The sequence below is a fragment of the Patulibacter sp. SYSU D01012 genome, assembly GCF_017916475.1.
GTDB lineage: Bacteria > Actinomycetota > Thermoleophilia > Solirubrobacterales > Solirubrobacteraceae > Patulibacter.
Genome location: NZ_JAFMTB010000001.1, coordinates 1,953,856 through 1,975,833 on the forward strand (window position 1 = coordinate 1,953,856; position 21,978 = coordinate 1,975,833).

Annotated in this window: 22 protein-coding genes and 2 tRNA genes; 16 read left to right on the forward strand and 8 right to left on the reverse strand. The window is 75.7% G+C overall.

Features of this window, described 5'->3' with window-relative positions; translation table 11 throughout:
• The first annotated feature begins 148 nt into the window (after positions 1–148).
• From J3P29_RS08960 to J3P29_RS08985, 6 genes are read left to right on the forward strand one after another with little or no spacing between them, the layout of a single operon-like run.
• Positions 149–1,750, forward strand: a complete 1,602-nt coding sequence (locus tag J3P29_RS08960; RefSeq protein ID WP_210492766.1) for an ABC transporter substrate-binding protein — start codon at positions 149–151, stop codon at positions 1,748–1,750.
• A 3-nt stretch (positions 1,751–1,753) separates the two neighbouring features.
• On the forward strand, positions 1,754–2,713 hold the full coding sequence (locus J3P29_RS08965) for an ABC transporter permease (protein ID WP_210492767.1): 960 nt from the start codon (positions 1,754–1,756) through the stop codon (positions 2,711–2,713).
• Complete coding sequence (locus J3P29_RS08970) at positions 2,710–3,585, forward strand: ABC transporter permease (RefSeq protein ID WP_210492769.1); 876 nt, start codon at positions 2,710–2,712, stop codon at positions 3,583–3,585. Before J3P29_RS08965 ends, J3P29_RS08970 begins: the two co-directional genes overlap by 4 nt.
• The gene (locus tag J3P29_RS08975; protein WP_210492770.1) at positions 3,585–4,571 is read left to right on the forward strand and encodes an ABC transporter ATP-binding protein; all 987 of its coding nucleotides are present in this window, start codon (positions 3,585–3,587) and stop codon (positions 4,569–4,571) included. Before J3P29_RS08970 ends, J3P29_RS08975 begins: the two co-directional genes overlap by 1 nt.
• A complete protein-coding gene (locus tag J3P29_RS08980) occupies positions 4,568–5,329 on the forward strand; it encodes an ATP-binding cassette domain-containing protein (protein ID WP_210492771.1) in 762 nt (253 codons plus the stop codon). The genes J3P29_RS08975 and J3P29_RS08980 overlap by 4 nt, the downstream gene beginning before the upstream one ends.
• Positions 5,330–5,346: 17 nt before the next feature.
• A complete protein-coding gene (locus J3P29_RS08985) occupies positions 5,347–6,315 on the forward strand; it encodes a P1 family peptidase (RefSeq protein ID WP_210492772.1) in 969 nt (322 codons plus the stop codon).
• A 94-nt stretch (positions 6,316–6,409) separates the two neighbouring features.
• Here J3P29_RS08985 and J3P29_RS19810 read toward each other — a convergent pair whose 3' ends face one another.
• From J3P29_RS19810 to J3P29_RS09010, 5 genes are all read right to left on the reverse strand, one after another.
• Complete coding sequence (locus J3P29_RS19810; RefSeq protein WP_246851449.1) at positions 6,410–7,087, reverse strand: MTH1187 family thiamine-binding protein; 678 nt, start codon at positions 7,085–7,087, stop codon at positions 6,410–6,412.
• A 37-nt stretch (positions 7,088–7,124) separates the two neighbouring features.
• Positions 7,125–7,511, reverse strand: a complete 387-nt coding sequence (locus J3P29_RS08995; RefSeq protein WP_210492774.1) for a hypothetical protein — start codon at positions 7,509–7,511, stop codon at positions 7,125–7,127.
• A gap of 119 nt (positions 7,512–7,630) precedes the next feature.
• Positions 7,631–8,005 (reverse strand): hypothetical protein, encoded by a 375-nt coding sequence (locus tag J3P29_RS09000; RefSeq protein ID WP_210492777.1) that lies wholly within the window; start codon positions 8,003–8,005, stop codon positions 7,631–7,633.
• A complete protein-coding gene (locus tag J3P29_RS09005) occupies positions 8,002–8,484 on the reverse strand; it encodes a GNAT family N-acetyltransferase (protein ID WP_210492778.1) in 483 nt (160 codons plus the stop codon). Before J3P29_RS09005 ends, J3P29_RS09000 begins: the two co-directional genes overlap by 4 nt.
• A 124-nt stretch (positions 8,485–8,608) precedes the next feature.
• Positions 8,609–8,682 (reverse strand) — tRNA-Val (locus J3P29_RS09010).
• Positions 8,683–8,801: 119 nt separating this feature from the next.
• Here J3P29_RS09010 and J3P29_RS09015 point away from each other — a divergent pair.
• Positions 8,802–8,872, forward strand: a tRNA-Cys gene (locus J3P29_RS09015).
• Positions 8,873–8,967: 95 nt separating this feature from the next.
• Here the strand turns inward: J3P29_RS09015 and J3P29_RS09020 are convergent.
• Positions 8,968–10,380 (reverse strand): hypothetical protein, encoded by a 1,413-nt coding sequence (locus J3P29_RS09020; RefSeq protein WP_210492780.1) that lies wholly within the window; start codon positions 10,378–10,380, stop codon positions 8,968–8,970.
• An 84-nt stretch (positions 10,381–10,464) separates the two neighbouring features.
• Between J3P29_RS09020 and J3P29_RS09025 the strand changes: the two genes are divergently transcribed.
• Complete coding sequence (locus J3P29_RS09025; RefSeq protein ID WP_210492783.1) at positions 10,465–11,130, forward strand: hypothetical protein; 666 nt, start codon at positions 10,465–10,467, stop codon at positions 11,128–11,130.
• 11 nt (positions 11,131–11,141) lie between these two features.
• On the opposite strand, the gene J3P29_RS09030 is transcribed toward J3P29_RS09025, so the two are convergent.
• A complete protein-coding gene (locus J3P29_RS09030) occupies positions 11,142–12,227 on the reverse strand; it encodes an aminotransferase class V-fold PLP-dependent enzyme (RefSeq protein ID WP_210492785.1) in 1,086 nt (361 codons plus the stop codon).
• 62 nt (positions 12,228–12,289) lie between these two features.
• Here J3P29_RS09030 and thrS point away from each other — a divergent pair, with 62 nt between their 5' ends.
• The gene (gene thrS / locus J3P29_RS09035) at positions 12,290–14,278 is read left to right on the forward strand and encodes a threonine--tRNA ligase (RefSeq protein WP_210492786.1); all 1,989 of its coding nucleotides are present in this window, start codon (positions 12,290–12,292) and stop codon (positions 14,276–14,278) included.
• Between the two features lie 63 nt (positions 14,279–14,341).
• On the opposite strand, the gene J3P29_RS09040 is transcribed toward thrS, so the two are convergent.
• Positions 14,342–14,830, reverse strand: coding sequence for a low molecular weight protein-tyrosine-phosphatase (locus J3P29_RS09040; protein ID WP_210492787.1), 489 nt, complete (start codon positions 14,828–14,830; stop codon positions 14,342–14,344).
• 145 nt (positions 14,831–14,975) lie between these two features.
• On the opposite strand from J3P29_RS09040, the gene infC reads away from it, so the two are divergent.
• From infC to argC, 7 genes are all read left to right on the forward strand, one after another.
• Positions 14,976–15,785: a translation initiation factor IF-3 gene (gene infC / locus J3P29_RS09045; protein WP_210492788.1), complete on the forward strand. Its 810-nt coding sequence runs from the start codon at positions 14,976–14,978 to the stop codon at positions 15,783–15,785.
• A 132-nt stretch (positions 15,786–15,917) separates the two neighbouring features.
• Entirely contained in the window at positions 15,918–16,115 is a 198-nt protein-coding gene (rpmI, locus tag J3P29_RS09050; RefSeq protein ID WP_210492790.1) for a 50S ribosomal protein L35, read from the forward strand.
• Positions 16,115–16,480 carry a 50S ribosomal protein L20 gene (gene rplT / locus J3P29_RS09055; RefSeq protein ID WP_210492792.1) on the forward strand — a complete coding sequence of 122 codons (366 nt, stop codon included), beginning with the start codon at positions 16,115–16,117 and terminating at the stop codon, positions 16,478–16,480. The genes rpmI and rplT overlap by 1 nt, the downstream gene beginning before the upstream one ends.
• 88 nt (positions 16,481–16,568) lie before the next feature.
• Positions 16,569–17,285 carry an RNA methyltransferase gene (locus J3P29_RS20715; RefSeq protein ID WP_210492795.1) on the forward strand — a complete coding sequence of 239 codons (717 nt, stop codon included), beginning with the start codon at positions 16,569–16,571 and terminating at the stop codon, positions 17,283–17,285.
• 81 nt (positions 17,286–17,366) lie between these two features.
• Positions 17,367–18,458 (forward strand): phenylalanine--tRNA ligase subunit alpha, encoded by a 1,092-nt coding sequence (gene pheS, locus J3P29_RS09065; RefSeq protein WP_210492798.1) that lies wholly within the window; start codon positions 17,367–17,369, stop codon positions 18,456–18,458.
• Complete coding sequence (pheT, locus tag J3P29_RS09070; protein ID WP_210492800.1) at positions 18,455–20,926, forward strand: phenylalanine--tRNA ligase subunit beta; 2,472 nt, start codon at positions 18,455–18,457, stop codon at positions 20,924–20,926. The genes pheS and pheT overlap by 4 nt, the downstream gene beginning before the upstream one ends.
• Positions 20,919–21,950 (forward strand): N-acetyl-gamma-glutamyl-phosphate reductase, encoded by a 1,032-nt coding sequence (gene argC / locus J3P29_RS09075; RefSeq protein ID WP_210492802.1) that lies wholly within the window; start codon positions 20,919–20,921, stop codon positions 21,948–21,950. The genes pheT and argC overlap by 8 nt, the downstream gene beginning before the upstream one ends.
• The last annotated feature ends 28 nt before the right edge of the window (positions 21,951–21,978 follow it).

Genomic DNA, 21,978 nt, shown 5'->3' on the forward strand with positions numbered 1-21,978 from the left:
CCCTCCTCTCGGCCCCGCGGCCCCGCCGCGCGACCGTCCTCGGCCCGCACCGCCCGCGGTGCGGCCCCGCCCCGCCCGCGCGGTCCGCCGCGCCCATCCGCGCCGCCCGGCGCGGCCGACCACCCCTGCCCGCCCAAGGACGCAGACCATGCACGACCACACCGACACACCCTCCGGGATCTCGCGCCGCACGGTGCTCCGCCGCTTCCTCGTCGGCGGCGCGGCCCTCGCCGTCCCCGGCGTGCTGACCGCGTGCGGCCAGCGCGAGAACGCCGCCGCCACCGCCGGCACGAAGATCACCACCGCCCGTGGCGGCACGATCACGTGGGGCAAGGCGGCCGAGGCGACGCTGCTCGACCCGACCGCCGGCGCGGTCGGCAGCTCGATGGAGCTCTTCCAGATCGTCTACGACTCGCTCCTGGGCACCGACGGCGACCTGCAGCTCGTGCCGAGCCTGGCCGAGCGGTGGGAGGAGAAGAGCCCGACGACGTACGAGTTCACGCTGCGTCAGGGCGTGAAGTTCTCCAACGGCCGCGCGCTGACCGCCGACGACGTCGTCGCGACGTTCGCGCACTACCTGGACCCGAAGGCCGGCTCGTCGCTCGCGTCCTTCGTCAGCACGGACGCGAAGGTGACGAAGGTCGACGCCCGCACGGTGCGGTTCGTGCTGCCCGCGCCCAGCTCGACGTTCCTGTCGGCGATCGCGTCGGCCTACGCGGTGATCCTGCCGATGAAGGAGGTCGCGGCCGGCCGCCTCGACCTGACGAAGAAGATGCTCGGCACCGGCCCCTTCATGGTGCAGCGGCACAAGGCGGGCAGCGCGTGGACGATGGTGCGCAACCCGCACGCCTGGCAGCCGCCCGTCGCCGACCGGCTCGACATCCGGATCATGCCCGACGACAACGCCCGCATCGCGGCGCTGCGGGACGGGTCGATCGACGTGACGACGTTCGACGTGCCTGACGCGCAGAAGCTGCTCGCGGGCGTGCCGAACACCGCGGTCAAGGTCCAGGAGCGGACCGACTTCTACGTCCTGATCCTCAACGCGACCGACCCCCGGTCGCCGTTCGCCGACGAGCGGGTGCGGCGGGCCGTCGCCCACGCGATCGACCGGGACCGCATCCGCGAGATCGCGCTCGCCGGCACCGGCAAGCCGACGGGCGCGGTCTCGGCGACGTTCGGCGACGCGCCGGCGCCGACCCTCGGCCACGACGTCGCCCGCGCGAAGGCGCTGCTCGCCGAGGCCGGGGTCACCGACCTCTCGTTCGAGATCGTCTACCCCGGCGAGGCGTTCGGCCGGATCGCCCAGGTGCTCCAGCAGAACCTGCAGGACGTCGGGGTGCGCGTGAAGCTCGGCGACCTGGAGGAGGGCGTCTGGCTGGACCGCGTCTACACCCAGGACCCGCCGAAGTTCGACGCGACCGTCTCGTGGTACGCCGCCTACGTCGGCCCCGGGCAGGCGCTCAACCTGTGGAACACGAAGGTCAGCCCCTTCGGCTTCCAGCTCGACGACCCCGAGCTGACGAAGCTCATCGTCGCCGCCCAGAGCGCCGAGGACGAGGCGCAGGAGCGGGACGCGCTGCGCAAGGCGTCCGCCGCGATCGACGAGCAGGCGAACACGATCACGCTCACCACGAAGCCGGCGACGATCGCCTGGCGCGAGGACAAGGTCGCGGTCGAGGTCGACGGCCGCGACGGCAACATCGACCCCCTCCGCCACGTGAACGAGTACGCGCTGGCGCAGGCCTGAGCCATGGGCTTCGCGCGCTTCGCGGCGGGCCGCCTGGCCGTCGCGCTCCTGACGCTCGTGATCATCGCCGTCGTCGTCTTCGCGGCGATGCGGGCGATCCCCGGCTCGTACGCCGACACGCTGCTCGGGCCTCAGGCCAGCCCCGAGGCGCGCGCCGCCATGACCGCGAAGTACGGCCTGGAGGATCCGGCGATCGTGCAGTTCGGCCGCTGGATCGGGTCCGCGGCCACCGGCGACCTCGGCACGTCGCTGACGAGCGGCGACCCCGTGCTCTCCGAGCTCGGGTCCCGCGCGGCGGTGACGGCCGAGCTGGCCGTCCTCGGCGGGGCGCTCGCGCTGCTCGTCGGCGTCCCGCTCGGGCTGCTCGGCGGGATGGCCCGCTCGCGGCGCCGGCTCGGCCTGGTCCGCGTCGGCAACTCCGTGCTGCTGAGCGCCCCGGACATCCTCGTCGGCGCCGTCCTCGTCTGGCTCATCTCGACGTACGAGGTGCCGTTCACCGTCGGCACCTGGACGCCGCTGACCGCCGATCCCCTGGCCAACCTGCAGGGCGCGCTGCCCGCGGCGCTGACCGTGGCGATCCTCGGCATGGGCTTCGTCATGACGACCACCCGCGGGGCCGTCGCCGAGGCGCTGGAGCAGCCGTACGTCCACGCGGCCACCGCCCGCGGCGCCACCCGCGGCCAGATCGTCCGCCGGCACGTGCTCCGCAACGCCTCCGTCCCCGTCCTGACCGTCTTCGCGGTCTACCTGGGCTACCTGCTCGGCGGGGCGGTGATCGCCGAGGTGCTCTTCTCGCTCGACGGCATCGGCCGCTACGTCGTCGAGGCCGCCGGGCACCGCGACTACCCCGTCGTCCAGGGCGCGGTGCTCGCCTCTGCGCTCGCGTTCGTCCTGATCAACATGCTCGTCGACCTGCTCTACGGCGTCATCGATCCGCGCATCGGCGCGAGGGCCGGCGCATGAGCGTCCCCGCCGCCGTCCCCGCCCCGACCGCGCCCGCGCGCCGCCGCGTCCGCCTGCCCTTCCGCGGCGACCCGCTCGGCCGCTTCGGCCTGGCGCTCCTCGTCCTGCTGCTGACCGCCGGCCTGCTCGGGCCGCTGCTGCCGATCGGCTCCGCCACGGAGTCCGTCGGCCCGCGCCTGCTGCCGCCCGGCGGCGAGTACCTGCTGGGCACCGACGAGCTCGGCCGCTCGCTGCTGCCCCGCGTCACGGAGGGCATCCGCGAGACGATCCTGATCTCGAGCGTCGTCGTGGCGGTCGCGGCCGTCGTCGGGGTGCTGCTGGGGTGCTTCGCCGCGCTCGCCGGCCGGCGGACGGACGAGCTCATCGTCCGCCTGACCGACGTCGTCTTCGCCTTCCCGGTCTTCCTCGTCTCCATCCTCGTCAGCGTCGCGGCCGGCCCCGGCCGACCCGCCGCGATGGCCGCGGTCCTCGCGGTGACGCTGCCGACGATGGTGCGCGTGGTGCGCTCCGCGGCGCTGCCGCTCGTCGAGCGCGACTTCGTCGTGGCCGCCGAGGTGGCCGGCGCGTCCCGGGCCCGCATCCTCGTCGTCCACCTGCTGCCGAACGTGCGCGACGTCGTCATCGGGCAGGTGGCCTACGCGATGTCGCTCGGCATGCTCGTCGAGGGCGGCATGAGCTTCCTCGGCCTCGGCGTCCAGGCGCCGGCGGCGTCGCTCGGCTCGCTCGTCGGCTCGGGCCGCCTGTACCTGACCGTGGATCCCGCCTACGCCCTCGTCCCCGGCTTCGTGCTCGGGCTCGCGGTGCTGGCGTTCAACCTCGTCGGCGACGCGCTGCGGCGCCAGGCCGACCCGCTCGACCAGGGGGAGTCCTGATGGCGTTCCTGCAGGCCCGCGACCTCGTCGTGGAGTACCGCACCCGCCGCGGCCCGGTCCGCGCGCTCGACGGCGCCAGCCTCGACGTGGCGCCGGGCGAGATCGTCGGCGTGGTGGGGGAGTCCGGATCGGGCAAGAGCACCGTCGGCGCGGCGATGGGGCGGCTGCTGCCCCGCAACGCCGGGGTCGTCGCGGGCGAGGTCCGCGTCGGCGACGTGCCGCTGTCCGGCCTGGACGACGCGGGGCTGCGCGCGCTGCGGCGCGAGCAGCTCGGCTTCGTCTTCCAGGACCCGATCGGCACCCTCGACCCGACCGCGCGGATCGGCCGCCAGATGCGCTGGGCGCTCGGCCGCGACGCCGCGCACGACGAGATCGCCGAGCGGCTGGCGCACGTCCGCCTGCCGGATCCCGCGCGCGTCATGCGCGCCTACCCGCACCAGCTCTCGGGCGGCATGGCGCAGCGCGTGTCGATCGCCCTGGCGCTGGCGAACGCCCCGCGGGCCGTGATCGCCGACGAGCCCACCGCGTCGCTCGACGCGTCCGTGCGGACCGAGATCCTCGAGCTGCTCGTGGGCGTCGTCCGCGAGACGGGCGCCGCGCTCGTGCTGATGAGCCACGACCTGCGGGCCGTGCGGCGGTTCTGCACCCGGGTGGCCGTCGTCTACGGCGGTCGCGTCGTCGAGACCGCCCCGGCGGACGAGCTGTTCGTCGCGCCCGCGCACCCGTACACCCGGGCGCTGCTCGACGCCGCCCCCGGCGCCGAGCGGCCGGGCGAGACGCTGCGCCCCATCCCGGGCCGGCCGCCCGTCCTGCGCGGGCCGTACCCGGGCTGCGCGTTCGCGCCGCGGTGCCCCGTCCAGGTCGCGGCCTGCACGGCCGAGCGGCCGCAGCCGGCCCGCGCCCGCGGGGCCGAGGCGGGCCACGAGGTCCTCTGCCACGTCGCCGCCGACGCCCCGATCCCCGTCGCCGCCGGAGAGCCCGCATGAGCGCCCCGCCCGTCCTCGAGCTCGACGAGGTCGAGTTCGGCTACGTCTCCGGCCCCGCGTGGGCGCGCCGGCGCGTCCCCGCCCTGCACGGCGTGTCGCTCGCGGCCGGCCGGGGCGAGACCGTCGGCCTGGTCGGCGAGTCCGGCTCGGGCAAGTCGACCATCGGCAAGCTCTGCCTGGGCCTGCTGCGCCCGCAGGGCGGCGTGGTGCGCTTCGACGGCCGTCCGCTCGACCGCCGGGCGCAGCGCGGCGCGTTCTCCGTCGTCCTGCAGCACCCGCAGTGGTCGCTCAACCCGCGCCTCACCGTCGGCACGTCGGTCGCCGAGCCGCTCGCCGTCGCCGGCCGCGGCACGCGGGCCGAGCGCCGGGCGCGCGTCGAGGCGCTGCTGGACGACGTCGGCCTGGACCCCGCGTTCGCGGACCGGCTGCCGTCCGAGCTGTCGGGCGGCCAGCGGCAGCGGGCCAGCATCGCCCGCGCGCTCATCACCGAGCCGCGCTTCGTCCTGCTCGACGAGGCCGTGAGCGCGCTCGACGTCTCCGTCCAGGCGCAGATCCTCAACCTGCTGCGCCGCCTGCAAGAGGAGCACGGGTTCGCCGCGCTCTTCATCTCCCACGACCTGGCCGCCACCCGCTACGCCGCCGACCGCATCGTCGTGATGCGGCACGGGCGGATCGTCGACGAGGGCAGCGCCGACGCGTTCTACGCGCCGTCGGACCACGAGTACACCCGCGCGCTGCAGCGCGCGAGCGAGATCTGAAAAGGACCCACCAGCACATGACCTCCCTCATCGACGGCATCCGCATCGGCCACTGGACCGACACGGAGGCCGCCACCGGCATGACGGTCTTCCTGCTGCCCGACGGCAACATGACGGCCGCCGAGGCCCGCGGCCAGTCCACCGGCACGCTCAACATCCCGGTCTACGAGCCGCAGGGGGTCGCGGACCACGCCGACGCGATCGTCCTGACCGGCGGGACGATCTTCGGCCTGGAGGCCGCGGCGCACGTGCCCGTCGCCCTGGCGCGCGAGGGGCTCGGCGTCCCCACGCCGGACGGTCCCGTGCCGATGGTCCCCGCCGCCGTCGTCTACGACATCCACATGGGGTCGTACGCCTGGCCGACCGCGGCGTCCGCCGAGCACGCCATCGCGAACGCCGTGCCGGCCGGGCAGGAGGAGGTCGGCACCGTCGGCGTCGGCACCGGCGTGCTGGCGGGCTCGGCGATCGACTCGCGCTCGGCGACGAAGGGCGGGTTCGGCCGCGCCTGGCGCAAGACGGCGCAGGGCCCGACGATCGCGGTGTGGGCCGCGGTGAACCCGGTCGGCGACGTCATGGGGGAGGACGGGCGGGTGCTCGCCGGCCTGCGCCGCGGCGGGGAGTTCGTCGGCGTCGCCGACACGCTGATGAACGATCCGGAGCCCGAGCTGGACTGGGGCCGCGCCACGACGCTCGTCGTCGTCGCGACGGACGCGAAGCTGCCCAAGCGCGAGACCTGGCGCCTGGCGCAGGCGGGCCACAACGGCATCGCCCACGCGATCTCGCCCTGCGCGACGGGCCTGGACGGCGACACCGCCTTCGCGGTCGCGACGGGGAAGGTCGAGGTGCGCTCGGCCCTCGCGCTCGAGGCGGCCGCTGCGGTCGTGACGAGCGAGGCGATCCGCAACGCCGTGCGTGCCGCGACGGGGCTGCACGGCATCCCGTCCGCGAGCGAGCTGGACGTGCGCACCGCGCCCAGCGCGGTCTGAGGCCGACGACGCCCGAACTGGGGCGGCCGTCCGCCGCGCGGCGCGCGCCTCGCCGGTCGGGCCGCGGCGCCGTCCGCCGACCGGGACGCCGGCGCTACCCGGTGGGCGCCGCGCGGGCGTGCCCGCGCGCGTCGACGCCGACGACGCGGACGGCCAGCGTCGCGCCGACGGACGGCGGCTCGCCGTGCAGGTCGTCGACGGGCACGAAGGCCGACGCGCCGGCGTCCCGGGCGACGACGACGCCGAGCCGGGTGGCGCGAACCACCCCGCCGACGTACTCGTCCCCGGCCCGCAGGTCGCCGGCCGGGGCGTCGAGGGCCTGCGCCTCGGCCACCGTCGGCGGCTCGGCGGGCGCGGGGTGGTCGTGGCCCCCGAACGCGCCGTCGGCGTGGCCGGCCCCGCCGTCGTCGGCGTCGGGATGGTCGGGACGGGCGGGGGAGGGCACCTCCGCCCCGTACCCGTCCTCGGACTCGAGGAGCGCGCGGACGCTCGCGACCTTGTCGTCGAGCGTCTGCCCCGGCTTGTCCGTGCGCTCGTCGAGCTTCAGCACGGAGTAGGCGCGCGGCAGGCCGAGGTCGAGCGGGACGCGGTGCAGCTCGGCGACGACGGCGAGGATGTCCGCCGTCGCGCCCTCGAGCGACGTGCCCATCGCGTGCATCCGGTAGCGCACCCGGTCCTGCGCGGCGAGCCGGCGCTGGATCTCGGCGACGTACGCGCTCGCGCTCGCTTCGGCGCGGCCGAGCCCGAGGACGGTCAGATCGGCGGTGGCCATGCTCCGCGTTCTACCCGCTCGGGCGGCGGCGCGACGGCTAGGAGCCGTACTCGATGCGGAAGGCGTGCGTGCCGCGCGTGCAGCGGGCCCGGTACAGCTCGCCCTCGTGCAGCAGGTTGACGCAGCGGTACGCGCCCAGGCGGAAGGCGCCGCCGCGCGCGTAGGGGGTCTTGCCGGCCTTCGCGGCGTTCCGGCGCACGACGCCCAGCGCGCCCTTGCAGCTCAGCCCGCGCACGCTCGTGACGGACGTCATGGCCGAGAGGGCGTTCGGCGACTGGACGCTGAAGACGTCCGGGTCGCACGTGACGACGGAGAGCGTGGCGCGCGGCGTCGGCGCGGCGGACGCGGGTCCGGCGGCGACGAGGCCCGCGCCGGCGAGGGCGAGCGCGGTCAGGCCGGTGCGGACGGTGGGGGACAGGGGCACGAGGGAACCTCCGGTGGCGGACGGCGCGGCGGCCCGGGGCCGGGCGCCGTCGGTGAACGCAGGCACCGTCGCAGAGCCGCGGGGTCCCCGCATGCGTCGACCGACTGGGGGACCGGCGCTCACACCGTCACGCCGGCCTCGAGCTCGCCGGCGACGAGCAGCCCCGCGAGCAGGACCGCGGCGGTCACCGCCGGGCCCAGGAGCGCCAGGCCGCGGCGCCGCGGCCACGCGAGCCCGGTCGCCGCGGCCGCGAGGAGGCAGAGGACGCCGACGGCGCCGCGGGTCCCCGGCGTGTCCGCGGCGGCGCAGTACGCGGCGCGGGGCGTGCCCGGGGCCGGGGCGCCGTCGAGCGGCGGCGGCACCGCGGTGGTGCAGGCGGCGTGCAGCCCGAGCAGGCAGACCGCGGCGACGGCCAGCAGCAGCACGGCGGCGGACGCCGCGACGATCGCGACGGTGCGCGTCCGCCGCGTGGCCTCCGCCGCCAGGCCGCTCATCGGGCGGAGGCGTCGTCGTCCGGACGCGGATCCGGCGCCAGGTCGTACGTCACCCACGACGTCGCGGCGGCGACGCGGTCGTAGGTGCGCCGGGCGGCGGCGTTGTCCTCCGCGGTGATCCAGCGGACCACGGACAGCCCCCGTCGTGCCGCCGCGGCCCGCAGGTGCTCGAGCAGCGCGCGCCCGGCGCCGGCGCCGCGGGCGGCCTCGGCGACGAACAGGTCGTCCAGGTACAGCCCCGTCGTGCCGTCGAGCGGACGGGCGAACTCGCGGACGTGCGCGAGACCGACGGGCCGGTCGTCCGCGTCGACGGCCACGAGCGCCTCGATGCCGTCCCGGCCGTCCGCGACGCGCTCCCACGTGGCGTCGAGCCGCCCGGCGACGTCGTCGCGGCCGTAGAAGGCGGCGTAGCCGCGGTACAGGGCGAGCCACGCCTCGCGGTCGGACCGGCGCAGCGGGCGGACGGGCGGCAGGACCATGCCGCGCAGCCTACGGGCGCGGGGCGCCGGGCGCGGGCCGTTCGCCCGCCCCGTCCGCGGCCCGGGCGACCGCCCGAACCCCGGGAACGAGAAAGGCCCGCGTGTGCGGGCCTTTCCTGCGAGGTGCGCGATACAAGACTCGAACTTGTGACCTCACGCATGTCAAGCGTGCGCTCTAACCAACTGAGCTAATCGCGCGCTGCGGTTGAGGAGAATAGCAGCGGCTTTCCGGAGGCGCGTCCCGGGTGCGCGGCGCCGCTCGGCGGCCGCCGGGACGGCGCGGGAGGGGCGGGAATCGCTACAGTGCCGGAGCCCCCGGCACCGTGGCGGAGTGGCTACGCAGCGGCCTGCAAAGCCGTGTACACCGGTTCGATTCCGGTCGGTGCCTCTTCCGCGCCCGTCGTCTCCGGCGGGCGCGTCGCGTTCCGGGGGCCGCGATCGGCTCGGCTCGACGCCGCCGCGTCCGGCGGACGCGAACCCCGCTCAGGCGGCCGTGCGCTGCGGCGGCGCCGACGCGCCGGCCGGGACGGCCCGCCGCGCCTCCCGCGCTGCCCGCCACTCGCGCAGCAGCATCGTCCAGCCGGCCGCGCCGCCCGCGATCAGGATCGGCATGAGCGGCAGGTTGTAGCGGCCGTGCGCGACCGCCAGCGTGTGGACGCCCGTCGCGATCGCGAGCGCGAGGAGGATGCTGGCCAGGACGGGGTCGCGGCGGCGGACGGTGCCCCAGAGCAGCCCGAAGCCGGCGAGCAGCACGATCGCCAGGTGGACCGCCACCCACTGCGCCTGGGTCTTGTCCTGGCCGCCGCGGGCGTAGCGCGACCACATCTTCCCGGCCTTGAACAGCATCATCTCGGCGAACGCGACGGGCTGGCCGAGGGCGTACCGGCGCAGGTTCTCCTTCGCCGCGGCCGACAGCGCCTCGTCGCGCGGCAGGTCGGGCCGCCGGGCCGCGACGTCGTCGAGCACGACCGTGGCCGGGATCTTCGTGTACGGGCGGTCCGCGAACTTCGGGTGCCGGCGCACGATCTCGTCGCGCATCGCGAACTTCATGTCGAACGTCGAGCCGTTGCCCGGCAGGTACGTGCCGACGAACAGCGCCGAGCCGCCCCCGTTCGTGACGGGCACGAGCGCGTCGGCGGTCCGCGAGGCGTAGGCCGTCCAGGGCAGCACGACGACCGCGAGCCCCGCGAGCAGCAGCGCCGCGCTGGTCGCCCCGCGCCGCCAGCCGGCGGTCGCGCCGATCACCGCCAGCGCCAGGAGGGCGCAGAAGACCGGCACGAACATCAGGTCGGTGCGGGTGAGGAGGACCGCCCCGAAGAGCGCCCCGGCGCACCACCACCACGCGAGCACCCGGGTGCGCCACGCGAGCGCCAGCGCGGTGAACGCCGAGACGACGAAGAACGCGCCCAGCGGCTCGGAGAGCAGCGTGCTCGGGCCCCACGCGAGCGGGGGGTAGAGGGCTACGACGGCCGCTGCGGCGACCCCCGTCCACGCGCCCGTGAGGATCCAGCCGAGCGCGAAGGCCGCGAGGATCGTCGCGGTCGAGATCGCGAACTGCGCCCAGTGCAGCGTGTCCAGGTCGTCGCGGCCCCACGGGTGCTGCCCGGGGGAGACCTCGTACGCGAGCGCGAAGACCTTCGGCGTGAACGGCGGCCAGTGGAGCGCCTTCTCGAGCGCCCGCTGCCGCGCCTTCCGCGTCTCGGGCCCGCCGTCGGTGCGGCCGCTGTACAGGTGGTGCTTCGCCAGGTTCTGCGCGATCGCGGTGTAGGAGCGCGCGTCCTGCGACAGCTCCTCCTGCGGGTGCGTGGCCTGGTGCGCGCGGATGCCGCCGCCCACGAGCAGGACGAGCAGCAGCGCCAGCCAGGCCGAGCGGGGGATGGTGCGCAGCCGCGGCATTCCGCGGGCACGATACGCGGAACGGCGGTCGGCGGGAGCCGGGTGGCGGCGGCCCCCGCCGCGTCCGCCGGTAGCGTTGCGGCCATGGCCGACGAGCGTCCGACCACCCCCGACGACGCGCCCGGGACCCCGGACGAGGAGCCCACCCGCGTGGTGCCCGCGGCGCCGCCGGCCGGCGGCTCGGCGGCCGGCACGCCGCCCGCGCCGGGCCCCGCCGACGACGACGCGGCCGGCATCGAGGACATCGACGTGCCCGCGGGCGGGCGGGTGACCGAGGACACGACGGCGGCGCCCGGCGGCGGGCCCGACGCCGCCGCGGTCACCGGCGGCGCCCCGCGCGCGACGGGGCCCGTCGCCGCGGACCCGGGCCCGACGAACCCGGGAGCGGCCGGCGTGGGCGGCGGCACCGAGGCCGCGGGCCCGGGGCGCGGGACGCGCGCGAAGGAGCGCACCGCCGAGGGCGCGAAGATCGCCGCCGACCGCGTGTCGCAGGCCGCGAGCGCCACCGCCCGCGCGCTGCGCGAGACCGACGTCCGTGAGATCGCCCACTCGACGACCGACATCATCCAGACGACGCGCCCGTTCTTCCTGGCCGCGTTCGCCGCCGTCTTCGCGTTCCTCGGCGCGGTCGAGAACCACGCGAGCATCGGCGTCGTCTTCGCGGCCGGCGCCATCCTGTGCGTGCTCGCGGCGGCCTTCTCGAGCGACCTGGGCGGCCTGGTCGCCCGCCGGCGCGACCGTCGGCGCTGAGTCCCGCGCGCCTACGCGAGGGCGGCCACGAGCCGCTCCAGGTCGCCCTCGTCGTTCCACGCCCCGACGGACGCGCGCAGCAGGTCGGTGCCCGGCAGGTCGCGGACGACGACGCCGGCGGCCGCGAGCCGGTCGCGCGTGGCCGCCGGCTCGGGGTCGCTCCACGCGACGAGCGTCGTGCGGCCGCGCGGGGCCACCGTCCGGCCCGCGGCCTCCAGCCGGCGGACGAGCGCCTCGGCCAGGTCGGCGGCGCCGGCCATCAGGCTGTCCCAGCCCTCCTCGGCGAGCACGTCGAAGGCGGCGTTCGCCGACGTCGTGATCTCGGCCGACGTCGCGATCGCGTCGTGGGCGCGCGCGTCCGGCCACGGACGGGCGTCGAGCCCCTCGGCCGGCGCCTCCAGGTTCAGGTACGCGGGGCCGCGCGCCGCGACCCGGTCCTGCCACGCGGGGTCGATCCACAGCATCCCCGTGCCGATCGGCCCGCACAGCCACTTCTGCCCGGGGCCGGCGTAGAAGGCGCAGCCGAGCGCCTGCACGTCGACCGGCACGGCGCCGAGGCCCTGCGCGCCGTCGAGCAGCACCGGGACGCGGCCACGCAGCTCCGCGAGGGCCGCCGGGGCGACCTGGCCGTCGGTCCAGCGCACGTGCGAGCACGCGACGAGCTTCGTCTCCGGGCCGACGGCCTCGACGATCCGCTCGAGCGGCGCCGTTCGCACGTGCACGCCGTGCTGGCGGATCAGCGCCGCCAGCGGGCCGAGCAGGCCCGGGTGCTCGTGCTCGGCGACGACGATCTCGTCGCCGCGCGCCCACTCGAGCCCCTGCAGGACGTGGACGATGCCGTCGGTCGTGGCGGTCGTCAGCGCCACGTCCTCGGGCCGCGCGGCGCCGACGAGGTCGGCCAGCCGACGCCGCCGGCCGTCCTGCGCCGCGATCAGCACCCCGAAGTGGTCCGCCGACCGCCCGTGCTGCTCCGCCTGGTGCAGCAGGCCGACGGCCGCGGCGCCGGCCGCGCGCGGCAGCGGCCCGCACGTGCCGGCGTTCAGGTACGCCACGTCCGTCAGGACGGGGAACTCGGCGCGGAGCAGGGTGCGGTCCATGGCCCGAGCATACGAAGCGGCTCCGGCCGCCCCGCGCCGCCGGGCCCCGTAACCTTGGACGCATGCAGGCGACGCTTCCCGACGGCAAGGTCCTCGAGCTTCCCGACGGGGCGACGGGCACGGACGCCGCGCTGGCGATCGGTCCCGGACTGGCGCGCGCCGCGCTGGCGGTCGTCGTCGACGGCGAGGAGCGCGACCTCGACCGCCCGCTGCCCGACGGCGCGCGCATCGGCATCGTCACGGACCGCTCCGACGAGGCCCTCGAGCTGATCCGCCACGACACCGCCCACGTGCTGGCCGCGGCGATCCTCGAGCTCTACCCCGGCACGAAGATCGCGATCGGCCCGCCGATCGAGCACGGCTTCTACTACGACTTCGAGTTCCCCGAGGGCGTCGTCGTCAACGAGGGCGACTTCGCCGCCATCGAGGCGAAGATGGCCGAGCACGTCGCGGCCGACGAGCGCTTCACGCGCGAGGTCGTCACGGTCGACCAGGCCCTGGAGCGCTTCCGCGCGGAGGACCAGCCCTACAAGGTGGAGCTGATCGAGGACCTGGTGAAGAACCAGCAGGTCGAGACGGTCACGCTCTACACCAACGGGCCGTTCACGGACCTGTGCCGCGGCCCGCACGGCCCGGGCACGAAGCGGATCGGCGCGTTCAAGCTGCAGTCCGTCGCCGGCGCGTACTGGCGCGGCGACTCGGACCGCCAGCAGCTCGTCCGCATCTACGGCACCGCGTTCTTCAAGAAGAAGGACCTGACGGCGCACCTCGAGCGGCTCGAGCTCGCCCGCCAGCGCGACCACCGCAAGCTCGGCAAGGAGCTCGGGCTCTACCACTTCAGCGAGGCCGCGCCCGGGTCCGCGTTCTGGACCCCGCGCGGCACCCGCGTCTTCAACGACCTCGTCGGCCTGTCCCGCGAGATGGGCGACGACCGCGGCTACACCGAGGTCAAGACCCCGCAGCTGTACGACGCGTCGCTCTGGCGCACGTCCGGCCACTGGGACAAGTACCGCGACGACATGTTCCTGACCTCCACCGGGGACGCCGCGACCGCGGCCGAGGAGGGCCGCGCCGTCGAGCCGAACATGGGCTTCAAGCCCATGAACTGCCCCGGCCACTACGAGCTCTACCGGCAGACCCGCTGGAGCTGGCGCGACATGCCGGTGCGCTTCTCCGAGCCCGGCCTGCTGCACCGCAACGAGCTGTCCGGCGCGCTGCACGGCCTGATGCGCGTGCGCCAGTTCTGCCAGGACGACGCGCACCTGTTCGTCATGGAGGAGCAGGTCCAGGACGAGGTGACGGGCTGCCTCGCGTTCGCCAAGGACACCTACGACCTGTTCGGGTTCGCCGCCGAGGACTTCACCTACGAGCTCTCGACCCGCCCGGACAACCGGCTGGGCTCCGACGAGATGTGGGACAAGGCGGAGGGCGACCTGCGCCGCGCGCTCGAGGCGAACGACCTGCCGTACGTCGTGCACGAGGGCGACGGCGCGTTCTACGGACCGAAGATCGACATCCAGTTCCGCGACTCGCTCGGCCGCTCCTGGCAGCTCGGCACGGTGCAGGTGGACTACCTGGCGCCGGAGCGCTTCGACCTGACCTACACGGGCGCGGACAACTCGGAGCACCGCCCCGTCGTCCTCCACCGCGCGCTGCTCGGCTCGTACGAGCGCTTCATCGGCATCCTGCTCGAGCACACGGGCGGCGAGCTGCCGTTCTGGCTGCAGCCCGCCCACCTGACCCTGCTGACCGTCGCCGAGCGGCACGCCGACGCCGCGCACGACCTGGCCCGGGAGCTGAAGGCCGCGGGGCTGCGCGTCGTCGTCGACGATCGCGGCGAGACCGTCGGCCGCAAGATCCGCGAGACCGAGATCGCCAAGCAGCCGCTCATGGCCGTCGTGGGCGATCGCGAGGCCGACGAGCGCACCCTGACCCTGCGCCACCACGGAGGGCACGAGGAGGAGGCGGCGCCGGTCGCCGAGATCGCCGCGCGCCTGGGCACCGCGATCCGCGAGCGCGCGCTCCTGGACCGGCAGACCGAGCAGGCCTGACCGGGCCGGCCGGCCGCGCGCGGCGAGCCGCGCTCCGCGGCGCCCCGGGCCGGTTGGCCCGGGTCAGCGGGCGGCGGCCAGGCGCTCGCGCACCTCGACGAGCAGCTCGCGGCAGGCCGCCTGCACGTGGGTGAGCACCAGGCCGAAGCCGTCCTCGCCGCCGAAGTACGGGTCCGGCACGTCCAGCTCGCCGGTCCCGACCGCGTCCGGGTCGAACGAGCGGAGCGGGCGCACCTTCTCGGCCGCCTCGGGCGTGGGGGCGAGCGCGCGCAGGTCCGCGACGTTCCGGGCGTCCATCGCCAGCAGCAGGTCGGCCGTCGCGAAGTCCTCGCGGGTGACCTGGCGGGCCGCGCCGCCGAGCGCGATCCCGCGCCGGGCCGCGGCGGCGGTGGCGCGCTCGTCCGGCGGGTGGCCGACGTGCCACGAGCCCGTGCCGGCCGAGTCGACCTCGACGAGGCCCGACAGGCCCTCCCGCTCCAGCAGGTCGCGCATGACCGCCTCGGCGGTGGGGGAGCGGCAGATGTTGCCCAGGCAGACGAAGAGCAGGCGCACGGGGCCACTGTAGGCCCCGCGGGGCGCTCGCGGGAGGGCGCGCGGCACCCGAGGTGGCGTTCCGGCGCGTCTGCGCTACAGTTGGGCCCTTGTTTATCCGCGATTCCTCGCGTGCGCAGGTGCGCCGCGCGAATAGCCTCTCCTAGTGCCGGTCCCTCGTAGGTTCGACCGCCGCCCGCCCGAGCGCGACACAACGCGCGTCAACGACCGGATCCGGGTTCCCGAAGTTCGCGTCATCGACGAGAACGGGAACCAGGCCGGCGTGATGCGGACGGAGGACGCCCTCCGGTACGCGCAGAACCGCGACCTCGACCTGGTCGAGGTCGCCGCCAACGCGCGTCCGCCCGTCTGCCGCGTGCTCGACTACTCGAAGTACAAGTACGAGCAGGCGCAGAAGAAGAAGGCCGCCAAGAAGCACCAGACCCAGGTCGTGGTGCGCGAGATCAAGTTCCGGCCCAAGATCGCCGAGCACGACTACGCCACGAAGAAGGGGCACGTCGTCCGGTTCCTCAAGGGCAAGGACAAGGTCAAGGTCACGATCATGTTCCGTGGCCGCGAGGTCACGCACCCCGAGCGCGGCCGCGACCTGCTCGAGCGGCTCGTCGAGGACCTCGGCGACATCTGCCAGGTCGACCAGCGCCCCTCGCTCGAGGGCCGCAACATGACCATGATGCTGAGCCCCTCGAAGGAGGTGCTCAACGGCACGTGGGTCCCGACCGACCCGAACGCCGTGGCCGAGGACGAGGACGCCGAGGACGAGGGCGGCCTGGTCGTCGGCGGCGAGGGCGACACGTCCGGTCAGGGCGCCACGGCGGGCCCGGGGGCGAACGACGCCCCCGGCACCGAGCCGGCGTCCGACGCCGACGACGAGGCGCCGGCCGACGAGGCCGCCGCCGACGCGACGGAGGCCGCCGACACCGAGGCGGCCGAGACGCAGGACGCCCCGGCCTCGTAGGCCCCGCGCGGCGGGACGAGGCCCTCGTCCCGCCCGCATCCGCCCGGCCGCCGTGCGGCCGGGCCGTGGCTCGCGCTCCGGCGGGTGCCGCGCCGCACGTCCACCCGCAATCTGGCACAATCATCGATTCGCATGCCCAAGACGAAGACCCACTCGGGCGCCAAGAAGCGCTTCAAGCGGACCGGATCCGGCAAGATCAAGGCCCGTCACGCGATGTCCTCCCACATCCTCGGGAAGAAGTCGCAGAAGCGCAAGCGCAAGTTCGCAACCGCCGCCATGCTGACCGAGGCCGACACCTCGCGCGCTGAGCGGCTCCTCGGAGGCCGCTGATGACCCGCGTAAAGCGCTCCATTCACGCGCGCAAGAAGCGCCGTGCCCTCCTCGATCGCTCGAAGGGCTACGTCGGCCGCGCGAACAACACGTACCGGCAGGCGAAGGAGACGCAGCTCAAGGCCGGCGTCTACGCCTACCGCGACCGTCGCAACCGCAAGCGCGACTTCCGCAAGCTGTGGATCACGCGCATCAACGCCGCGGCGCGCCTGAACGACCTCACGTACGGCAAGCTCATCCACGGGCTGACGCTGGCCGGCATCGAGATCGACCGCAAGAGCCTGGCCGACCTGGCCGTGCGGGACGCCGAGGCGTTCGCCGCCGTCGCCACCGCCGCCAAGGACGCCCTGGCCGCCAAGGCCTGAGCGCCGCCCGGAGGCGCACGCCGCCACCGACCTGCGAGGGCGTCCCACGGGGCGCCCTTTCTCGTTCCCGGACCCGACCGCCCCGCCCGTGACCGTCATCAACTCCCACCAGAACCCGCGCCTGAAGCAGGTGCGGACGCTGCTGGCCCGCCGCCGCGAGCGCGTGCGGACCGGCCTGTTCGTCGCCGAGGGCGAGGACCTCGTCGCCGCGGCCGCCGCGGCCGGGTGGGAGCCCGAGGACGTGCTCGTCGCCGCCGGCAGCGGCCTGGAGGGCACGCAGGTCGAGCCGGGCCTGCTCGCGGGCGCGTCGTCGCTCGGCTCGGGCACGCGTGCCATCGGGATCTACCGCCAGCGCTGGGCGGACGCCGCGTCCGGCCCCCGCTGCCTGCACCTCCACGGCCTGCGCGACCCCGGCAACGTGGGCACGGCGATCCGGGCCGCGCACGCGCTCGGCGCCTCGTCCGTCTCGCTCGGCCCGGACACGGCGGACCCCTACGGGCCGAAGGCGGTGCGCGCGAGCATGGGCTCCCTCTTCGCAGTGCCCGTCGTGCGCGCCGCCGGCCCCGACGCGCTGCCCGGCACCACGATCGCGCTCGTCCTTCGCGCCGGCGTGCCGCTGCGCGGCGACGAGGTGACGGGCGACGTGACGCTGCTCGTCGGGGCGGAGCGGGAGGGGCTGCCCGACGACGTGGTGGCGGCGTGCGACCGCACCGCGCACCTGCCGATCGCGGGCGCCGAGTCGCTCAACGCGGCGATGGCCGCGACCGCCGCGCTGTACGAGCTGGCGCGCACCCCGGCCGGGTAGCCGGACGCCGACGGCCGCGCCCGCGGTCGACCGCCCGGGGCGGCCCGGGTCGCCGCGGACGCCCCGGTACCCTTGGCCGCGATGCAAGAACGGATCGCCGAGCTCCGGGCCGCGGGAGAAGCCGCCGTGGCCGCGGCCACCACGACGGAGGAGCTCGAGGAGCTGCGCGTGCGGCACCTGGGCCGCAAGGCCGAGCTGCCGAACCTGCTGCGCAACGTCTCGGACCTGCCGCCCGCCGAGCGCGGGGTCGTCGGGAAGGCCGCCAACCAGGCACGGCAGGCGCTGCAGGCCGCCATCGACGCCCGCGCGGCCGAGCTGCGCGAGACCGAGCTGGACGCGCAGCTGATCGCCGACCGCGTCGACGTCACGCTGCCCGGACGCGCCGAGCCCGTCGGCGGCCTGCACCTGCTCACGCGCGTGCGCCGCGACATCGAGGACGTCTTCCTCGGCCTGGGCTTCGACGTCCTGGAGGGCCCCGAGACCGAGACGGTCCACTACAACTTCGACGCGCTCAACCACGAGCCCAACCACCCCGCGCGGGACCGGTCCGACACCTTCTACCTGGCGCCGTCGCCGCACCTGCCCGCGGCGGACGGCGACCGCCAGCGGCTGCTGCGCACGCACACCTCGCCGATGCAGGTGCGCGCGATGGAGCAGCAGGACCCGCCGCTGGCGGTCATCGTGCCCGGCCGCGTCTACCGCCCGGACAGCGACGCGACGCACACGCCGCAGTTCCACCAGGTCGAGGGCCTGTGGATCGACGTCGACATCACGCTCGCCGACCTGAAGGGCGTGCTGCTGAGCGTCGCGCGCGCGATCTTCGGCGCCGAGCGCGACATCCGCCTGCGCCCGCACTTCTTCCCGTTCACCGAGCCGAGCGTCGAGATCGACGTGTCCTGCCACCTGTGCGGCGGCACCGGCTTCCTGCGGCACGAGCCCGGCCACCCGCGCTGCCCGCTCTGCAAGGGCACCGGCTGGATCGAGATCCTGGGCTCCGGCCTGGTCGACCCGAACGTCCTGCTGGCGACCGGCCGCCCGGAGTACGACCCGGAGAAGGTCCAGGGCTTCGCCTTCGGCATGGGCATCGAGCGCATCGCGATGCTGCGCTACGGGGTGCCCGACCTGCGCCTGCTGTACGAAAACGACCTCCGACTGCTGGAGCAGTTCGCATGAAGGCCCCGATCCGCTGGCTCGGCGAGCACGTCGACCTGTCGTCCCTCTCCGCCGCCGACGTCGCCGCGCGCCTGAACGTCACCGGCACCGAGCTGGACCGGCTGATCCACCACGGGGTGGAGACGCCCGAGCGGGTCGTCGTCGGTCGCGTGCTGACGGCCGAGCAGCACCCCGACGCGGACCGCCTGCGCGTCTGCACCGTCGACGTCGGGGCCGAGGAGCCGACGCAGATCGTCTGCGGCGCCCCCAACGTGGCCGCCGGCCTGACCGTCGCCGTCGCGACCGTCGGCACGGTCATGCCGGGCGGGCTGAAGATCAAGAAGGCGAAGCTCCGCGGGCAGGTGTCCGCGGGCATGATCTGCTCGGCCCGCGAGCTCGGCATCGGCGAGGAGCACGACGGCATCCTCGCGCTGAACGAGGCGCTGCCGGGCGGCGGCGACCTCGTGCCCGGCACGCCCGTGGCGGACGTCCTGACGATCGCCGAGGACGTCCTCGACCTGGAGATCACCCCCAACCGCCCCGACTGCCTGGGGCTGTACGGCATCGCCCGCGAGGTCGCGGCCGCGACGGGGGCGACGCTGGCCCCCGCGCCGTGGACGGCGGGGGAGGGCGCGCAGGCCGGCGAGGTCGTCGGGCCGGACCCGGCCGGCGACGCGATCGACGGCTTCGCGGTCGAGGTGCGCACGGACGGCTGCCGGCGCTTCACCGCCCGGCTGTTCGAGGGCGTGCGGATCGCGCTGTCCCCCCTGTGGATGCAGGAGCGCCTGTCGGCCGCCGGCGTCCGCCCGATCAACACCGTCGTCGACGTGACGAACTACGTCATGCTCGTCACGGGCCAGCCGCTGCACGCCTTCGACGCCGACCGCGTCGCCGGCGGCCGCCTCGTCGTCCGCGAGGCCGCGGAGGGGGAGACCCTCACGACCCTCGACGGCGCCGAGCGCACGCTGCGCGCCGGCGAGCTCGTCATCGACGACGCCGAGGGCCCGACGTCGCTCGCCGCGATCATGGGCGGCGGCCGCTCCGAGGTGCACGAGGGCACCACGCGCGTGCTGCTCGAGGTCGCCTGCTGGGACGGCCCCACGATCCATCGCACCGCGCAGCGGCTGGGCCTGTTCTCCGAGGCCGCGTCGCGGAACGCGAAGGGCCTGGCGCCCGAGCAGGTCGGCTGGGCGCAGGCGCTCGCCACGCGCCTGCTGCGCGAGGTGGCCGGCGCCACCCGCGTCGGCGGCACGATCGAGGCGGGCGGCTGGGACCCGGCCGCCGTCGCGCCCGCGATCACCGTGCGCGAGGCGCGCGTCGAGCGCCTGCTCGGCACCCCCGTCTCGCGCGTCCGCCAGGCCGAGCTGCTCGGCACGCTCGGCTTCGCCGTCACCGACCCGGACCCGTCCGCGGCCGCGGACGCCGGCGCGCTGCAGGTCGGCGTGCCGCCCGAGCGCCGCGCGGACGTGCGGCGCGAGGTCGACGTCGTCGAGGAGATCGCGCGCCTGGGCGTCGTCGCCGACCTGCAGCCGACGCTGCCGGCCCGCCGCCGCACCAGCGCGGCGCAGCTCACCCCGGTGCAGAAGGCGCGCCGCCGCGCCGAGGACGTGCTCGTCGGCCGGGGCCTGCAGGAGGTCGTCGGCTGGTCGTTCACCGACGCGGGCGCGGCGGGGCGCCTCGGCCTCGCCGCCGACGACCCGCGCGCGCAGGCCGTCCGCCTGGACAACCCCCTGAGCGAGGAGCAGGCCGTCCTGCGGCCGACGATCCTCGTCTCGCTGCTCGACATCGCCCGGCACAACCGCACCCGCGGCGCCGAGGACCTGCGGATCTTCGAGACGGGCACCGTCTTCCGCGACGCGCCCGACCCCCGCCGGCCCGACATGCCGTACGAGCACACCGCGATCGCGGCGCTCGTGCAGGACGACGTCTTCGCGGCGAAGGGCCTCCTCGAGGCGCTGATGGGCGCGCTGCGCATCACCGACTGGGGCGTCGAGGCGACCGGCGAGGTGGCGTTCCTGCACCCGGGCCGCGCCGCCCGCATCACCGTCGGCGCCGGCGAGGACGCCCAGACCGTCGGCCTGCTCGGCGAGGTGCACCCGCGCGTGGCGGAGCGCTGGGACCTGCCGCGCGTGGCGGTCTTCCTGCTCGACCTGGACCGCGTGCTGCCGCTCGCGCCCGAGGTCGTGCCGTTCCGCGCCGTCGGGCAGTTCCCGGACGCGCGCTTCGACCTGGCGGTCCTCGTGGCCGACGACGTCACCGCGGCCCGCACCGTCGCCGTCGCGCGGAAGGCCGGCGGGACGCTGCTCGAGGACGTCCGCGTCTTCGACGTCTACCGCGGGAAGGGCGTCCCGGACGGCCAGGTCTCGCTCGCGCTGCGCTTCCGCCTGCGCGCGCCCGACCGCACGCTGACGGACGACGAGATCGGCGGCGCCCGCGACAAGATCGTCGGCGCGCTGGCGCAGGAGCTCGGCGGGGTGCTGCGTGGCTGATCGCCCGAAGGTCGCGGTCCTCGGCGCGTCCGGCTTCGCCGGGGCGCTCGCCGCCCGCCTGATCGACCGCCACCCGTTCTTCGCGCTCGGCGCCATCACCGCGCGCGCCGAGGCCGGCACCCGGCTGGACGAGCTGTACCCGCACCACCGCGTGGCGCGGACGTTCGTGGAGCCCGACCTGGACGCCATCGGCCGCGACCACGACGTCGCGATCGTCGGCTACCCGCACGGCGCGTCCAGCGAGGCGGTCGCGGCGCTCCACGCCCAGGGCCTGCTCGTGCTCGACCTGTCGGCGGACTTCCGGCTGACCGACCCGGCCCTGTACCGCGAGTGGTACGGCGACGTGCACGTGGCGCCCGACCTGTTCGGCACCGCGGTCTACGGCCTGCCCGAGATCCACCGCGACGCGCTCGCCGGCGTCCGCGACGCCGGGCGGATCGTCGCCGGTCCCGGGTGCTTCCCGACCGCTGCGATCCTGTCCCTGGCGCCGCTCGCGCGCGCCGGGCTGCTGCAGGACGTGATCATCGACGCCAAGACCGGCGTCTCGGGCGCGGGGCGCAAGCTGCAGCGCACGACGCACTACGTCGACGTGTCCGAGAACGTGCACGCCTACGGCGTCGCCGGGCACCGCCACCAGCCCGAGATCCGCCAGGAGCTCGGCGCGCTCGGGATGGACCCCGCGGTCCAGCCGGTGTTCGTGCCGCACCTCGTGCCGGCCGACCAGGGCGAGCTCGTCTCGTGCTACGTCCGCGCGACCCGCGAGGTCACCGCCGACGAGGTCGCCGACCTGTTCCGCGAGGCGTACGCCGACGAGCGCTTCGTCGAGCTGACGACCGCCGAGCCGGGCATGCGCGACGTGCAGGCCAGCAACGTCGCGCGGCTGCGCACCCACGTCGACCCGCGCTCGGGCCACGTGCTGGTCTTCGGCGCGATCGACAACCTGTGGAAGGGCACCTCGAGCCAGGCGGTCCAGAGCCTGAACGTCGCCTACGGGCGGCCCGAGGACGAGGGCCTGCCGGTCTGAGCGGCCGCGTCGGCGGACCGGGCCGGGG

Bases quoted from the DNA above. Each gene is read 5' to 3' on its own strand.
- J3P29_RS08960 (WP_210492766.1), top strand. From the start codon at position 149: ATGCACGACCACACCGACACACCCTCCGGGATCTCGCGCCGCACGGTG.
- J3P29_RS08965 (WP_210492767.1), top strand. From the start codon at position 1,754: ATGGGCTTCGCGCGCTTCGCGGCGGGCCGCCTGGCCGTCGCGCTCCTG.
- J3P29_RS08970 (WP_210492769.1), top strand. From the start codon at position 2,710: ATGAGCGTCCCCGCCGCCGTCCCCGCCCCGACCGCGCCCGCGCGCCGC.
- J3P29_RS08975 (WP_210492770.1), top strand. From the start codon at position 3,585: ATGGCGTTCCTGCAGGCCCGCGACCTCGTCGTGGAGTACCGCACCCGC.
- J3P29_RS08980 (WP_210492771.1), top strand. From the start codon at position 4,568: ATGAGCGCCCCGCCCGTCCTCGAGCTCGACGAGGTCGAGTTCGGCTAC.
- J3P29_RS08985 (WP_210492772.1), top strand. From the start codon at position 5,347: ATGACCTCCCTCATCGACGGCATCCGCATCGGCCACTGGACCGACACG.
- J3P29_RS19810 (WP_246851449.1), bottom strand. From the start codon at position 7,087: ATGGCCACCGCCGATCTGACCGTCCTCGGGCTCGGCCGCGCCGAAGCG.
- J3P29_RS09000 (WP_210492777.1), bottom strand. From the start codon at position 8,005: ATGAGCGGCCTGGCGGCGGAGGCCACGCGGCGGACGCGCACCGTCGCG.
- J3P29_RS09005 (WP_210492778.1), bottom strand. From the start codon at position 8,484: ATGGTCCTGCCGCCCGTCCGCCCGCTGCGCCGGTCCGACCGCGAGGCG.
- J3P29_RS09020 (WP_210492780.1), bottom strand. From the start codon at position 10,380: ATGCCGCGGCTGCGCACCATCCCCCGCTCGGCCTGGCTGGCGCTGCTG.
- J3P29_RS09025 (WP_210492783.1), top strand. From the start codon at position 10,465: ATGGCCGACGAGCGTCCGACCACCCCCGACGACGCGCCCGGGACCCCG.
- J3P29_RS09030 (WP_210492785.1), bottom strand. From the start codon at position 12,227: ATGGACCGCACCCTGCTCCGCGCCGAGTTCCCCGTCCTGACGGACGTG.
- thrS (WP_210492786.1), top strand. From the start codon at position 12,290: ATGCAGGCGACGCTTCCCGACGGCAAGGTCCTCGAGCTTCCCGACGGG.
- rpmI (WP_210492790.1), top strand. From the start codon at position 15,918: ATGCCCAAGACGAAGACCCACTCGGGCGCCAAGAAGCGCTTCAAGCGG.
- rplT (WP_210492792.1), top strand. From the start codon at position 16,115: ATGACCCGCGTAAAGCGCTCCATTCACGCGCGCAAGAAGCGCCGTGCC.
- pheS (WP_210492798.1), top strand. From the start codon at position 17,367: ATGCAAGAACGGATCGCCGAGCTCCGGGCCGCGGGAGAAGCCGCCGTG.
- pheT (WP_210492800.1), top strand. From the start codon at position 18,455: ATGAAGGCCCCGATCCGCTGGCTCGGCGAGCACGTCGACCTGTCGTCC.